Genomic DNA, 14,404 nt, shown 5'->3' with positions numbered 1-14,404 from the left:
CGGCCTGATGATGCTGCAAGTCAGCGAGTGCCGTCGCCTAGGCTTGCGAGGCCGCCGGTGTATCGAGATGTGGTGACGTCACCTCGGAACTGAAACCAATTGGTTTGGTGCGACTGCGCTTGGCGACCGGAATGAACAGGGTGATCGCCGCGCCGACGAACGCGGCGATCGCACCGATCAGGAAGCACAGATGGAAGGTGGATTCCGCCGGTACAGCGTGGCCACCCAGATCGATGGTCGACGATGTCAGGACCATCGCCATGACCGCCGAAGCCGTGGTGGTGCCGACCGACCTCATCAAGCCATTGAGTCCGACTGCGGCACCGGCTTCTTCGATCGGTGTCGCGTCCATGATTAGCGTCGGCATCGCGGCATAACCAATGCCCACACCGGCGCATCCGATGATCGAGGCGACTAACAACTGCCATGGTGCGTTCATCAGGAGCAGGGCGGCGAGGTAGCCGACGCCAAGCACGGTAGCGCCGAGCGCCAAGGTCGGCTTCGCGCCGAAACGGTTGATCATCCCACCCGAGACCGGCGCGAATAGCAGCATCATCAGACCACCGGGAGCCATCCACAGGCCCGCCGCGAGCAAGCTCTGACCCAATCCGTAGCCGGTGGCAGTAGGTAGTTCGAGCAACTGCGGAATGACGATTGACTGCGCCATCATGCCAAAGCCGATAGCAATCGCGGCGATATTGGTCAGCAGCACGGCCGGACGCGCGGTGGTGCGAAGGTCTACCAGCGGATCGGTCTGACGCAGTTCGTAGAGCCCGAAAATCACCAACACTGCGAGGCCGCCGATCAGCAGGCCCAGCGTTGTCGGTTCGCCCCAGCCCCAGTCGTTGCCTTTGCTGACCGCGATCAGTGCGGCGACGAGGCCAACACCGAGCAAAATCGCGCCGATTGCGTCGAAATTGCCGCCGACCGCGTCGTCGACGCGGGGGACGACAACAGCGACAAGCGCGGTGATCACCACTGCGAGCACCGCGGACATCCAGAACAAGGCATGCCAATCCCATTGCTGCGCAACCCAAGCCGACAGCGGCAGGCCAACGGCACCGCCGACACCCAGGGTCGCGCTCATCGCCGCGACGGCCATTGAGGTCATATGTGGAGGCGTGACTTCGCGCATGAGGCTGATGCCGAGTGGTACGAAGCCCATTGCCAGGCCCTGCACTGCGCGACCGATGATCATCGGCAGCAGACCTGAACCGATAGCACAGATCAGCGATCCGACGACAAGGAGCCCGGCGCTGATCAGCAGGATGCGCTGTTTGCCGAACATGTCACCGAGACGACCGGCTACCGGCATGGCAACCGCTGCGGCGAGCAGTGTCGCGGTGATCACCCAGGACGCGTTAGAGCTGCTGGTGCCCAGCAGTCTGGGCAACTCGGGCTGAATCGGGATGATCAACGTTTGCATCAACGACGCGACAAGACCGCCGACGCAGAGCGTCACGACAATCCAGATCGCCTTGGCGGTGGATTGGTCGGAGTCATCGTCCGCGTGCGCGGTCTTCGACAGGTCAGCACTCACCGTGGCACCTCCTAAAGATGTGAGAATCAACGAATATGTATAGTACATATGTACGCTACATAAGCAAGTTGCCGTATTAGGGTTTGTTCGTCAGAAGACAGGGAAGGATGTGATGCCGGTGGTCGACGAAGCGGATGTCTGGCCGTCTCCGCTGTACGCGGATATCGTCGCCGAGTTCCGTCGGCTGGCGCGCCGGAAGACAAGTCAGTACGTCGGCGCGCAACTCGACGGGTCGGCATTCGCGATTCTGTTGACCCTGTCCGATGGCCGCGCACGTACGCTTCGCGAGTTGTCGGTCGAACTCGAGCTTGAACAGTCCACCATCAACCGCCAGGTCAATGCCGCGATAAAACACGGCTTTCTGGAACGTTTCGAAGTGGCCGGCCAGGTAAGTCGGCTGATCCGCCCGACGACCGCTGGCCAACAGGCCTTTCACCACGACGGAATGCTGCGGGTGGACCGGCTGAATCGTGTCTTCGGAGACCTAAGCCCGGGAACGCCACAGGCCTTGCTGACAGAGTTGCGCGCCTACAACGACGCCTACGACCGCGCGGTCGACGACGACACCGAATAGCCCAGACGCAAAACTAGAACACGTTACAGTTTTGCGGTATCCTGTCTGCTCATGGACCGATTGAGTGGGCTGGACGCGAGTTTTCTCTACCTCGAGACCCCCGAGCAGTTGATGCATGTATGCGGGGTATTGATCCTCGATCCGTCAACAATGCCCGATGGTTACTCATTCGCGTCGGTTCGCGAGACCCTGGATGCCCGCGTGCGAAAAGTCGCGCAGTTCACTAGAAAGATCCGCCGCGTTCCGCTCGACCTCGCCCACCCTGTCTGGGTACACGACGACCATTTCGACATCGATCATCATTTACACCGGATGGCATTGCCCGCGCCCGCCGGCCATGATGAATTGATGGAGATCTGCGGTCACCTCGCCGGGCTCCCGATGGACCGCGGTCGTCCATTGTGGGAGATGGTTGTCATCGAGGGGTACCAAGACGGCAGCGGTGACCCCAAGGTGGTGGTGTTCTCCAAGATGCATCATGCGACGGTCGACGGAGCTTCGGGATCCAATCTCATTTCGCACCTCTGCAGCCTCGAACCCGATGCGCCACCGTTGGCGCCGGAGTCGCCGCAGCGGCCTGCTCGCAAACCCGGCAGCCTGGAACTTTTCGGGCGGGGCGTGATCAGCACGCTGGCACAGCCACTCGCGATTCCGCGGATGGTTGTTCCGTCGGTGGGGCTGATCGCCGACACGATTGGACGCGCTCGAAAGGGCACGGCCATGGCGCCACCCTTCACCGCACCACGGACGTCGTTCAACGGCACGATTACCGGACACCGCTCAATAGCGTTGGCGGATATGTCACTTGACGACATAAAGGCTGTACGCGCGGCGACGGGTGCGACCGTCAACGACATCGTCCTCTCCATCGCGGGCGGTGCGTTGCGCGCCTATCTCAATGATCGTGGTGAGTTGCCGGACGCCCCGCTGCTTGCCTCGGTGCCGGTGTCGGTCCGCGAAGAGTCGAAGCGCGAAGGCGGCGCGAATAAGGTGTCGGCGCTATTCGCTCGCCTCGGGACTGATATCGCCGATCCGTTGGAACGCCTACAGGCGATGACCGACGCCAATCGCAATGCCAAGGAGCATCACAAGGCCATCTCCGCGGACACACTGCAGGATTGGGCCGAATTCGCCGCGCCACGCACTTTCGGTCTAGCCGTGCGCGCATACGCCGGACTCCGTCTGGCCGAAAAGCATCCGGTGGTCCACAACCTGGTCATCTCCAATGTGCCCGGACCGCCGGTTCCGCTGTACTTCATGGGCGCGCAGATCACCGGACTTCACCCGCTCGGCCCGGTCTTTCACGGTGCGGGGCTCAATATCACCGTGCTCTCCAACAACGGTGTGGTGCATGTCGGGATCATTGCCTGCAAGGAGAGCGTGCGCCATCCCGAGCGGATGGTTGCACACTTCCCAGCCGAATTGGCGCGCCTGGTCGAGGCGACTACCGCACCACAGCCGAGCTGAAAGTTGTTGGGTCGCCGAGGAATTGGCGATGTGACGGCGGTTGCCGCCCGTCGAAATCGACGACGCCGAGGTCGAGCGCCACTTCGGCGCCGATCAGAATCTCACCACTACGTTTCATAAGTTCAGGATCGTCCGCGAGTGCCGCGATGATTCGGCCGGGGAATTCGACCGACTCGGCGGCCGCTGCCATTCCCTCGTACATTTCCGGATGTGCGGCAAAGGCGGCCAGCGTGCGCTCAGTCTTGAGCAAACCCATCCACAGTGACACGACGGCGACATCGAACGGCGCGAAATCGACGGCCATGTCGTGCGCCATCTTGTCGACCGCGGCCTTGCCCGCACCATAGGCGGGGCCGTGCATGTAGCACGTCCCACCGAACGACGATGTATTCACGATCAGTCCGGAGCCATTGGCAACCAGAAGTGGTGCGGCGAAATAGGAGGCGACGTAGCTCGAGCGCATGCCGACGCCGAAGAGGTTGGTTTCTCCGAGCGGTTTGGCCCAGAACGGATCCTTCTTGGTGAGCGAATCAGGCAGTGCGATGGCATTATTGACCAGGATGTCGAGCCGTCGGTGATCCTCGCCGATCTGATCGAATAGAGCTTCCACGGCATCGTCATCGGAATGGTCGACCACCACTGGGATGCCTGTGCCGCCGCGGCGAGTGACCTCATCAGCGGTGTCGGAAACCGTTCCGGGAAGAGATGTCTCACTCTCGGAGGTGCTCCGTCCGGTGACGTAGACGGTCGCACCCGTCTCGCCGAGAGCCAGTGCGATTCCCTTACCCGCACCGCGGCTCGCGCCAGTGACCACCGCGACTCTGGTGCCATTCATGCCGACGTCGCCGCCGCGTTCTCTTGCCAACGGGCCAGCACGGTGTTGGACGCCTCGAGGAGTGCCGGCACGAATACCTGTGAGTTCAGGACGCAGCTCGCGTGTCCGCCGTCGACTTCGTGGATGGTCGCGCCTGGTATCCGACGGGCCATCGCGAACTGTCGATCCGGAGGAATCGCCTTGTCACGCAATGGAATAACGACTGCAGCGGGGGCAGTAATCGTCCCGAGCCACGACCGCGAATCATGTTTGCCGATATCGGCCACGGCCTGCCCGATAGCCCAGGCGCGTGTCGATCGGAGTTCCCCCCGCGCCCAGCGCCGGATGTCAGCGGCGGGATCGACAGGATTGGCTTGCGCTGGACGAATGCGAGAAATCGCCAAGGAACGCAACGCGGTCATCGACGCCCCCCAGCTCTGGTGGAAGAAGCGCTCACGCAGGTTCGACTGGAAGATATCCGTGCCGGCGCAGATCAGCAGGCCGGCAACCCGGTCTGGATGTTGGCGCCAAACCCGTTGAGCAACAAGCGAACCCATTGAGTATCCGGCAAATACCGCTTGTTCAACACCCAGCACGTCGAGGAGTGCTACCGCATCGTCGGCACAGTCGCGCAGCGAAAACCGCGGCGAGACAATGCCTTGCCCATGAAAGCGTTGATCGAGCGTGATGACCCGAAAACGTTGCGCCAGGGCGGGGATACTCGGAAACCAGTTGAGCAGCCCGGTAGTAGCCAGGCCGTGCAGGAGCACGATCGGGGGCGCATCGGGAGTTGGACCGGGGGTGTCAGTGACATAGGTCGTGCCACGCCCCGGAAGAGTCACAATCTGGCCTGTGGGTATCTCGACATCCGGGAGTGATGTCTGCATCCGGGCAACCCCTCACGCTCTTGTGGTCGATTTAGAACTTGTTCTACTTTGATGCAACTATGCCACAGGCGTTTTCCACGACCTATAGTCATAAAGTTGTATAGGTGTTAAGGTGCATATGCCGACTACGTGAGGGAGACCACATGCATCCGTTCCGTCAAGCCGTGGAAGCCGAAAACATCGAAGCGATCGCCGCGCTGCTCGCCGACGACGTCGTCTTCACCAGTCCCGTCGCATTCGCGCCGTATCCAGGAAAGCCGATTACCCAGGCGATCCTGGAAACCGTGATCCAGGTCTTCGAAGACTTCCGCTATATCCGCGAGTTCGGCCATGACGGCGACCGCGACCACGCGCTGATGTTCGAGGCAACGGTCGATGGCAAGAAGATCACCGGATGCGACTTCATCCACCTCAATGACGACGGGCTGATTGATGACCTGATGGTCATGGTCCGGCCGTTATCGGGGGCGACCGCACTCGCCGCGGCGATGGGTGCGCGGTTCGAATCCATCAAGGAACGCGCCACGGTTCTGGTAGGACAAGAGTCATGAAACTTGGTCTGCAACTTGGCTATTGGGGCGCGCAGCCGCCGCATGATCACGCCGAACTCGTCGCCGCTGCCGAAACCGCCGGGTTTGACGCGATCTTCACCGCCGAAGCGTGGGGATCGGATGCCTATACGCCGCTGGCGTGGTGGGGATCATCGACAACTCGTCTTCGGCTCGGTACTTCTGTGCTCCAGTTGTCGGCGCGTACCCCAACTGCCTGCGCCATGGCGGCGCTAACACTTGACCATCTCTCGGGTGGCCGCCATATAGTCGGCCTCGGCGTTTCCGGACCACAGGTCGTGGAAGGTTGGTACGGACAGAAGTTCCCCAAGCCGCTGGCACGGACACGCGAGTACATCGACATCATGCGTCAGGTATGGGCCCGCGAGGCACCCGTGACCAGTGCCGGCCCGCACTACCCGTTGCCGTATACCGGTGAGGGCGCGAGCGGACTTGGCAAGCCGCTCAAGCCGATTGTGCATCCGCTACGGCGCGATATCCCGATCATGCTCGGCGCCGAAGGCCCCAAGAACGTCGCCCTGACCGCGGAGATCGCCGACGGCTGGCTGCCACTGTTCTACACGCCACGTATGGCCGACACCTACAACGCATGGCTCGATGAGGGCTTTGCCCGGCCCGGCGCCCGACGCTCCCGGGAAGACTTCGAAATCTGCGCCACCGCGCAGATCGTCATCACCGACGACCGTGCGGCGGCGATGGCAGCGATCAAGCCATTCCTGGCCCTCTATATGGGCGGCATGGGTAGCGAGGATACTAACTTCCACGCCGAGGTCTATCGCCGGATGGGCTACAGCGACGTCGTCGACGAAGTGACAACTCTCTTTCGTAGCAACCGCAAAGACGAAGCGGCACAAATCATTCCGGACCAGGCGGTTGATGATTCGGCCATCGTCGGCGACATCGACTACGTTCGCGAGCAGATTAAGGTCTGGGAGGCGGCTGGCGTGACCACCATGCTGGTTTCGCCGGGCAGCGCGGCAGAGATCGAGCGGTTGGCTTCCTTGGTCTAACCGACGGGCCAGCGCTACATCAGCTCATTCTTCTGCACCTTGCCCATCGCATTACGGGGCAACGAGTCCACGATACGTACTTCGCGTGGCCGCTTATGTATCGAAAGTGATTGCGCGACTACATCAATCAGCGACTGGGAATTGGTGATATCGCCGACCACGTAGGCCACGATGCGCTGGCCAAGGTCATTGTCGGGTACGCCCACGACAGCAACCTCGGCAACGCCGGGTTGTGCGAGTAGTACGTGTTCGATCTCGCCCGCACCTATTCGGTAGCCGCCCGACTTGATGAGGTCGACAGATTCACGTCCGACGATCTTGTGGAATCCGCCGTCGTCGACGACCGCGATGTCGCCGGTTCGGAACCAACCGTCGTCGGTCATCTCGGCGGCTGTCTTGGCAGGATTGTTCAGGTAGCCGTCGAATAACGTCGGACCGGCTATCTCTAAACGCCCCAAGGTCTCTCCGTCGTGAGAACTGAGGGATCCGTCCTCGGCGCGCAATCGTGTCATCACCCCTGCGATCGGTGAACCGACCCAGCCGGCACGGCGCTCACCGTCGAAACGCGTACTGATGGTGATGACGGTTTCGGTCATGCCGTAGCGCTCGATTGGCGCCGAACCGGTGAGTGTCTTCAGTGCGTCGAACACCGGCACAGGTAGCGGTGCGCTACCCGATACCAATAGTCGGGCCGAGCTCAGCGCGCGCGCCGATGACTCGTCAGAGGCGACCCGCGACCAGACGGTCGGCACGCCGAAATACAACGATCCGTTCGCCGCCGCATACGCCTGCGGAATTGGCCGGACCGTGTGGATGAGTTCCGAGCCCACGCGCAGTGCACCCAGTACACCGAGCACCAGTCCATGCACGTGAAACAACGGGAGGCCGTGTACGAGGGTGTCGTCGGCGGTCCAGTCCCAAGCGTCCGCCAGACCGTCGAGTGATGCGGCGAGCGCTCGGCGCGATTGCACCACGCCTTTGGGCGGCCCGGTAGTACCGGAGGTGTACATGATCAGGGCGGTGGCATCCATCGGCGGTTCGGCGTAGGAACGACCCGATCGTGCTGTGATATCAACGGGCACAACAGGAATCGTCACGTCATCGCGACCGGCGCCCAACCACAGTGCGGCATTCGAGTCGCGCAGAATATGTGCGAGTTCGGTTGCCCCGGAGTCAGGTGCGACGGGGACGGCGGGTACGCCGGCGAGGAGGCAACCGACCACGGAGATCACTGTCGAGAGTTCCGCCTCTGCGCTGACGGCCACCACGGGCGCTCCGGCGATCCGGTCGGCAACAGCGGTGGCCGCGCCCAGCAGATCCGCCCGGCTCAGAGTTGCCTCGCCGATCGTGATAGCGGGACGGTCGGGCCCAGATACCAACGCCGACAACAAGATGTGCTCAGCCATGAGGCGAGCGTAACAGTGGCGTATTCGACGATCGAGCTGTGCGGCTCAGTGAGTGAGGAGAACTTTCAGCACCACGATGAGCGCGGCCACAGCGGCCGTCACCAAACCGGCGACAAATACCTGTGGTGTAAGCGGGTTGCCCCGGATTCGCTCGGTAACCACCTGGACCGTTGCGATGCGGAAGATGACGATCGCACCGGCGGCGAGGAAAGCCCAGCTGGCCGGGAGAATGTCGAGCCATCCGAGCGCCAGCGCGATCGCCGGCAACGACGCCGACGTAGCGATCGGCGTCGCGTCGGATAACTCCTGTAACGCATGTTCGCGTCGTCGTGCTGGCGGTAGTTCGCGGGTGTCGTCGGAGGGGATACTGCCCTGTGCGACGAATTCGGAAAAGACATGTGCCACATATGTTGTCATTCCGGTCGCGATCACGACCGCCGCCGCGTGGCCATCCACGATGGCGGCAGGTGTCGCGATGACGACAGCGGCGAGCGCAAGGATATTGCCGTACACATATGCCGAGAGACGCGCGGACGCCCGGCGCGCGGGTAGGGGACCGGCACGTCGCTCGGTCAGTATCCGATAGCCAGAGGATAGTTTGACGCGACGTACAGCTCCGGTGGCATCCATGTAGTGATGGTGCCAGAGATACCGGACGGTTGATCGGCGCTGGCCCCATAACGGGTGCGACACTATCTAGATGACGCAACACAACCCGCCCGCCATCGTGCTGGTTTCCGCCAATCACGCCGATGACCTCTACGTTCAGTTCGGTCGGTATCAGGCCGAATACCGGGTGGAATGCGTGCATTCGGCGATCGAAGCCATCACTTTGTTGAGTTCCATTCGTAGTCAAGGCGATTCGGTGGCACTCATTGTCACCGAATCCCAGCTTCCCGACATGAACCTGCTCGAAGCGGTTGCCGCCTTTCGAAGTGTCGTACCGACCGCGCGACGTGTCGTCGGCATTCACTGGAGCCGGTTCTCGATAGATACGCCCGCCCTTCGCCCAGCACTGCAGAAGGGCAAATTCGACGTCACTCTGCTCATCCCGCGGGGAAAGCGCGATGAGGAATTTCACTACGCGATCACTGAACTTCTCTCCGATTGGGGTGCAACGGTCGGACCACCGGAAGTCGAAGTGCTGCGCATCGTGTCACCCGCGCTGACTCCACTGACCATGGCGGTGCGTGACTTCCTCGACCGGATGGGGATGCCCAATCGCACCCACACACCCGATAGTCCACAAGGCCGCGAAACCATCGAGGAATTCGGCAGCGAGCCAACCTTCCCGCTGGTCCATCTGCTGCGGGAGGACGCGAGTATCGACACCAAAATCATTGCGCCGCAATCAGTTCGGGATGTGTCGACGCTGGTGTTCGGTCGTCCGTCGGATATTGAGGTCAATACCATCGCCGACCTCGCCATCGTCGGGGCCGGCCCGGCGGGATTGGCCGCGGCGGTGTACGCCGCATCCGAAGGGCTCTCGACGGTGGTCGTTGAATCCGAAGCCGTTGGGGGACAGGCCGGCACGAGTTCGATGATCCGCAACTATCTCGGCTTCCCACGCGGTATTTCCGGGATGCGGTTGGCTCAGCGCGCTCGCAATCAGGCAATTCGGTTTGGAGCCCAGATCACCACCGGATGGCCGGTTGCGACCTTGACACCTGGCATCGACGGCGAGCCTCATCGCATCGTCACCGAGGGCGGCGATGTCTGCGCGCGTGCGGTGTTGATCGCGACCGGTGTGGCATATCGACGACTCGGCGTCCCAGCTCTTGAGGAGCTGATCGGCGTCGGCGTGCACTACGGCGCCGCGATGACCGCGGCCCGCGAGATGGAGGGGCGCGACGTCTTCGTCGTTGGTGGCGGCAACTCGGCCGGGCAGGCCGCAGTGCATCTGGCCCGCTATGCACGCTCGGTCACCATTGTCGTACGTCGTGCGGATCTGACCGAGACGATGTCGCAATATCTGATCGGGGAGATCGCATTCAATCCCCGGGTTACCGTGCGCGGCTCAAGCGAGGTCGTCGACGGCGGTGGCAATGGAAGTCTGGAATGGCTGGAATTGCGTGACTCGGTTACCGGAACCACCGAACGTTGCCCGGCCGGGGGGCTGTTCCTGTTGCTGGGCGCTGCCCCGAATTGCGAATGGCTGCCACCGGAGGTCGACCGCGACGAGAACGGCTACGTCCTGACGGGCCGTGATGTCGCCAAGGCACGCTGGGTTGGCGACCTACCACCGGCAAGTCTGGCGACCAGCTTGCCCGGCGTATTCGCCGCGGGTGATATCCGTGGTGGATCGATGAAACGGGTCGCCGCGGCAACCGGCGAGGGGGCCAGCGTCGTGCCGCTCGTCCATGACTATTTGCGTCCGGCGTAACCCGCTCGACGTTGGGTCAGTGCGGCGTTGATGGGCCTTCGGGTCGAAATATCGTCCCCCTCACTAGCTTCCGAGGGCATATTGCCCTCCGAGTGCCCTCAAGGGGACGAAACTTCTCGTCTCATCACTAGTGGATGCCGGGAGGGTCGCTACGAAGTGCACGATCCGGTTTGAGTACCGACCCGGAGACCGGCTCGAGGGCCGCAGTCGGGCGGCTGCGTGCCAGGCTAAGTTACGCTACCGTAGCTTCATGGACGTGACGATGGAGCGGGCATCTGAGGTCTACGACTTCTACCTGGCGCATCAGCAGCCGATAGCAAAGGCCCGGCTGATGTACGGGATCCTCGCGTGGCGGCATAAACCGCAAGTGACCTACGCCGACGGGGCGCGCGACGTGTTGCGATCGGCATTGCGTAGTGGCGATCCGATTCTCATCAGCGCCAATCACGTTCGAGAGACCGACCCGTTCATCCTGGCGGCCACCGGAATCCTCTCGCCATTGAGATCGCATGTCGGCCGGATGCGGGTGCTCGCCAAAGACGAGTTATTCGAGGACCCCGACCAGCGCCGGAAGATCGACGCACTCGGCGGAATCCCAGTTTTTCGCTCGAAAGACCACGGGGTTCGCGCTGCCATGTCGGCCGGACAACGGATGATCGATATCTGTGCGCAGCGGATGGCGCAGGGGGACTATATGGCAGTCTTCCCCGAGGGCACCTGCAATCCGGACGATCCGGCCCGCATTCAGAAGTTGGGCAGTGGTGTGGGGCATATAGCAACGCGCGCAACGAAATTGGGTGTTTCGCCCTGGCTGCTCAGCATCAGCATCACCTATCGTGACGTGGACGGCGTTGGGACGCGGCCCCTGTCAGTAATCAACACGGCGGTCCGCATGTCCGACGCCGGACTTCGCACCCCCGCGGCGGTGACCCGTCATATCGCCGCCGATCTGCAAGCAACCGTCGACCTCGGCGCGGGTCGGAGTTCGGTGACCGTCTGAGCCTCTCGCGCGTAGCGTGGTGGTGTGAAGATACTTCTCATCCTCGTTCTGATCTTGATCGCGGCCGGCGCGATCGTCTGGTGGCTCCGCACGAGTCAGGCTCGCACACAACAGGATCTAGCAGATGCGACGGCAGACGCTCGCCAGGTTATCGAACGGCTCGGCGGCCAGGTCTACAGTCTGACGGGTACTGACGATGCGTCTCGGCAGGCGCTGGCCGACGCGGCCGAGCGGCATAACGCCGCAGGCGGCGCGATTGGTTCGGCGTCAACCCCGGCGCAGGCCCGATTGGCGAAACAGACTGCGTTGGAAGGGCTTTACTACGTTCGCGCAGCACGGACCGCGATGGGTATCGACCCAGGACCACCGATCGCAGAACTCGACGGGCAGCGCGCGGCCGGTGCGGTGACCGAGAAGCGCAGCGTGGACGTCGACGGTCGAGAATTGACCGCATCACCCGATCCGTCGGCGCAGACACCGAATTACTATCCCGGCGGTCGAGTCGCGGGCCGCAGCGTCCCCGCGGGCTGGTATTCGGAGCCGTGGTGGCGTCCCGCGTTGATCGGCGGCGCTTGGGGCGTCGGCTCGGCACTATTGTTCGGCTCGCTGTTCGGCGGAATGTCTGGCGTCGACCCATCGATTTCAGCCGGTGACGATTATGGCGCTGGGTTCTACGATGCCGGAGCAGGAGGCGACGTCGGTGATGCCGGCGGGTTCGACGGCGGTGGGTTCGACGGCGGTGGGTTCGATGGCGGCGGCTTTGATGGCGGCGGATTCGATGGCGGCTTCTGACCGCTGGCACGATTTCACCCATAAGGACTATCCGCATACAGTTCGCTAGGGGGAGGTGGCCGGCCGCCCCGGCATCTTAGCGTCGGGGTATGGATCTACTGCGTGCCCAGAAACCGTTGCTCGCGACCGCCTCCGCGATGGTGATGCTTGCCGTATTCTGTTTAATTGCAATGGTATTCGACGATCGAATGCTGCTCGGCGTCAATGTGTGGACCAAGCCGCTCAAGTTCGCGGTCGCCTTCGCCTTGTATTCGTTTACCTTGGCGTGGTTGCTATACCACCCACATCGGGGGCAGCGCTGGACAAAGAAGCTGGCGCTGCTGTTCGCGATCACGGCGATAATCGACGTGGGGTTCATCGTCCTACAGGCGTCTCGCGGAACCTTCAGCCATTTCAATACCGCGGAGGATCAGGTCAACTCCATCGGCCAGATCGTATTCATGTCCGGTGTTCCCGGGCTCTTCATCGCGAATCTCGCGATCTCCGGGATTCTCATCTGGCAGAAGGTCGGTGACCGGGCAACGACGATCGCCATGCGAGCCGGGTTGATGATTAGCGTGATCGGGATGGGTCTGGGCTACCTGGTCGGTTGGGCCGGTACCCAGGTCGCCCGCGACGCTAACGGCGGTCTCGTCGAACTCAACGCACGGCATACCTTTGGCGGCGTGGACGGTGGTCCGGGAATTCCGATCGCCGGTTGGAGCACCGTCGCGGGTGACCTTCGGATACCGCATTTTCTCGGTATTCACGGGATGCAGGTGTTGATAGTCGTGACTATTGCGATGACGGCACTCTCGCCGCGAATTACGGTGTTACGCGATGAGCGGGTGCGTTCGCTGATCGTCACGGTCTTCGGTTCCGCCTATGCGGGACTACTGGCGATCACCCTCTGGCAGGCATTGCGCGGCCAGTCGTTGGTGCACCCAGACATGCTTACCCTCCTCGCGGCGGGCACGGTTATCGCATTCGCGGTCGGCGCGCTGATCTGGTGGTGGCCGGCGACACCGTCATCGGGTGTCACCGTGCACAGCGCCGTCACGACGGGCGAGTCGGACCAGGTCACCAGCCATGCCGGTGAGATGTCGCGGTGGACGCCACACCGCACGCAGAGATCGATGTAGGTCCAGTCCGTCGACGGTGATGAGCCGCAACGAACCGGCTGCTATCTGGTCGGCGACTGCCAACGAGCTCAGTACCGCCGGCCCCATTCCTGATTCGACGGCGGTACGAATCGCCGCGCTACTGCCGAGTTCCAGTAGCGGGTCGGCTCGCCTGTAGGGCTTTAGCGCGACGTCGAGGGTGGTGCGGGTACCCGACCCCGGTTCGCGGACCAACAGCGGGGTTGCCGCCAACTCGGCGGCATCGACAGGTCGGCGCCGTCGGGCGAGCCGATGGTCTGGGCTAACCACGACCACCAGCTCGTCGCGCGCAACAGTGGTGCTGTGCAACGGTTTTGACACAGTTGGCGCCTCGACAAAGCCGATGTCGCACTCGCCGGCCTGGAGTCGGGTGAAGACTTCCGCGGAATTGTGCACTTGTAGATGAATGGTGACGTCGGGGTGTTCGGAGCGGAACTCACCGAGCCATCTGGGCATTAGATGTTCGGCCACGGTCAATGATGCCGCGACAGTCAACTCGGCGACGCGGCTTGACTGCAGGCCGTCGGCCACTCGGAGGAGATTCTCGGCATCGGAAACGATCTGACGCGCCCAGTGCACGATCATTGTGCCCTGCGCAGTGAGCTTTGATCCTGCCGTCGTGCGGGCTAATAGTGGCACACCGAGCTGACGTTCCAGTCGCGCGACCGAACGACTCGCATTGGGCTGGGCCATCCGCAGATGGCGCGCGGCGGCACTCAGGCTGCCGTAGTCGTCGACGCCGACGAGTAGTTCCAATGCGGAAAGATCTAGCGAGCGCAACGACATTCACCAACGATATATCTGATCCGCATGCCCCAGGTAT

14 protein-coding genes are annotated in these 14,404 nt (G+C 62.4%); 8 read left to right on the top strand and 6 right to left on the bottom strand.

Annotated elements, in window-relative coordinates:
- Positions 1–37: 37 nt before the first annotated feature.
- Positions 38–1,588, bottom strand: a complete 1,551-nt coding sequence (locus GOEFS_RS10075) for an MFS transporter (RefSeq protein ID WP_083837287.1) — start codon at positions 1,586–1,588, stop codon at positions 38–40.
- Between the two features lie 64 nt (positions 1,589–1,652).
- On the opposite strand from GOEFS_RS10075, the gene GOEFS_RS10070 reads away from it, so the two are divergent.
- Both GOEFS_RS10070 and GOEFS_RS10065 read left to right on the top strand, forming a co-directional pair.
- Positions 1,653–2,114 carry a MarR family winged helix-turn-helix transcriptional regulator gene (locus GOEFS_RS10070; protein WP_007317796.1) on the top strand — a complete coding sequence of 154 codons (462 nt, stop codon included), beginning with the start codon at positions 1,653–1,655 and terminating at the stop codon, positions 2,112–2,114.
- Positions 2,115–2,165: 51 nt separating this feature from the next.
- A complete protein-coding gene (locus tag GOEFS_RS10065) occupies positions 2,166–3,581 on the top strand; it encodes a WS/DGAT/MGAT family O-acyltransferase (protein WP_007317795.1) in 1,416 nt (471 codons plus the stop codon).
- Here the strand turns inward: GOEFS_RS10065 and GOEFS_RS10060 are convergent.
- Positions 3,559–4,416, bottom strand: coding sequence for an SDR family NAD(P)-dependent oxidoreductase (locus GOEFS_RS10060; protein ID WP_007317794.1), 858 nt, complete (start codon positions 4,414–4,416; stop codon positions 3,559–3,561). The genes GOEFS_RS10065 and GOEFS_RS10060 overlap by 23 nt on opposite strands.
- The gene (locus tag GOEFS_RS10055) at positions 4,413–5,282 is read right to left on the bottom strand and encodes an alpha/beta fold hydrolase (protein ID WP_007317793.1); all 870 of its coding nucleotides are present in this window, start codon (positions 5,280–5,282) and stop codon (positions 4,413–4,415) included. Before GOEFS_RS10055 ends, GOEFS_RS10060 begins: the two co-directional genes overlap by 4 nt.
- Before the next feature lie 143 nt (positions 5,283–5,425).
- Here GOEFS_RS10055 and GOEFS_RS10050 point away from each other — a divergent pair, with 143 nt between their 5' ends.
- On the top strand, positions 5,426–5,833 hold the full coding sequence (locus tag GOEFS_RS10050; RefSeq protein WP_007317792.1) for a nuclear transport factor 2 family protein: 408 nt from the start codon (positions 5,426–5,428) through the stop codon (positions 5,831–5,833).
- On the top strand, positions 5,830–6,861 hold the full coding sequence (locus GOEFS_RS10045; protein WP_007317791.1) for an LLM class F420-dependent oxidoreductase: 1,032 nt from the start codon (positions 5,830–5,832) through the stop codon (positions 6,859–6,861). Before GOEFS_RS10050 ends, GOEFS_RS10045 begins: the two co-directional genes overlap by 4 nt.
- A 14-nt stretch (positions 6,862–6,875) precedes the next feature.
- Here GOEFS_RS10045 and GOEFS_RS10040 read toward each other — a convergent pair whose 3' ends face one another.
- The gene (locus tag GOEFS_RS10040; protein ID WP_040524884.1) at positions 6,876–8,255 is read right to left on the bottom strand and encodes an acyl-CoA synthetase; all 1,380 of its coding nucleotides are present in this window, start codon (positions 8,253–8,255) and stop codon (positions 6,876–6,878) included.
- Between the two features lie 57 nt (positions 8,256–8,312).
- On the bottom strand, positions 8,313–8,897 hold the full coding sequence (locus GOEFS_RS10035) for a hypothetical protein (protein ID WP_007317789.1): 585 nt from the start codon (positions 8,895–8,897) through the stop codon (positions 8,313–8,315).
- A 70-nt stretch (positions 8,898–8,967) separates the two neighbouring features.
- Between GOEFS_RS10035 and GOEFS_RS10030 the strand changes: the two genes are divergently transcribed.
- The 4 genes from GOEFS_RS10030 (at position 8,968) to GOEFS_RS10015 (ending at position 13,563) form a co-directional block, all read left to right on the top strand.
- Positions 8,968–10,650, top strand: coding sequence for an NAD(P)/FAD-dependent oxidoreductase (locus GOEFS_RS10030; protein ID WP_007317788.1), 1,683 nt, complete (start codon positions 8,968–8,970; stop codon positions 10,648–10,650).
- A gap of 250 nt (positions 10,651–10,900) precedes the next feature.
- Positions 10,901–11,650 (top strand): 1-acyl-sn-glycerol-3-phosphate acyltransferase, encoded by a 750-nt coding sequence (locus tag GOEFS_RS10025; RefSeq protein ID WP_007317787.1) that lies wholly within the window; start codon positions 10,901–10,903, stop codon positions 11,648–11,650.
- Positions 11,651–11,674: 24 nt separating this feature from the next.
- Complete coding sequence (locus GOEFS_RS10020) at positions 11,675–12,442, top strand: hypothetical protein (protein ID WP_007317786.1); 768 nt, start codon at positions 11,675–11,677, stop codon at positions 12,440–12,442.
- Positions 12,443–12,531: 89 nt separating this feature from the next.
- Positions 12,532–13,563, top strand: coding sequence for a hypothetical protein (locus tag GOEFS_RS10015; RefSeq protein ID WP_007317785.1), 1,032 nt, complete (start codon positions 12,532–12,534; stop codon positions 13,561–13,563).
- On the opposite strand, the gene GOEFS_RS22855 is transcribed toward GOEFS_RS10015, so the two are convergent.
- The gene (locus GOEFS_RS22855; protein WP_007317784.1) at positions 13,450–14,367 is read right to left on the bottom strand and encodes a LysR family transcriptional regulator; all 918 of its coding nucleotides are present in this window, start codon (positions 14,365–14,367) and stop codon (positions 13,450–13,452) included. The two genes, GOEFS_RS10015 and GOEFS_RS22855, sit on opposite strands and share 114 nt — an antisense overlap.
- Positions 14,368–14,404 lie beyond the last annotated feature (37 nt).

This window comes from Gordonia effusa NBRC 100432, assembly GCF_000241305.1.
Classification (GTDB): domain Bacteria; phylum Actinomycetota; class Actinomycetes; order Mycobacteriales; family Mycobacteriaceae; genus Gordonia; species Gordonia effusa.
Note: the sequence above shows the minus strand (reverse complement) of the source record. Positions and strands in the feature narration are given on the sequence as shown.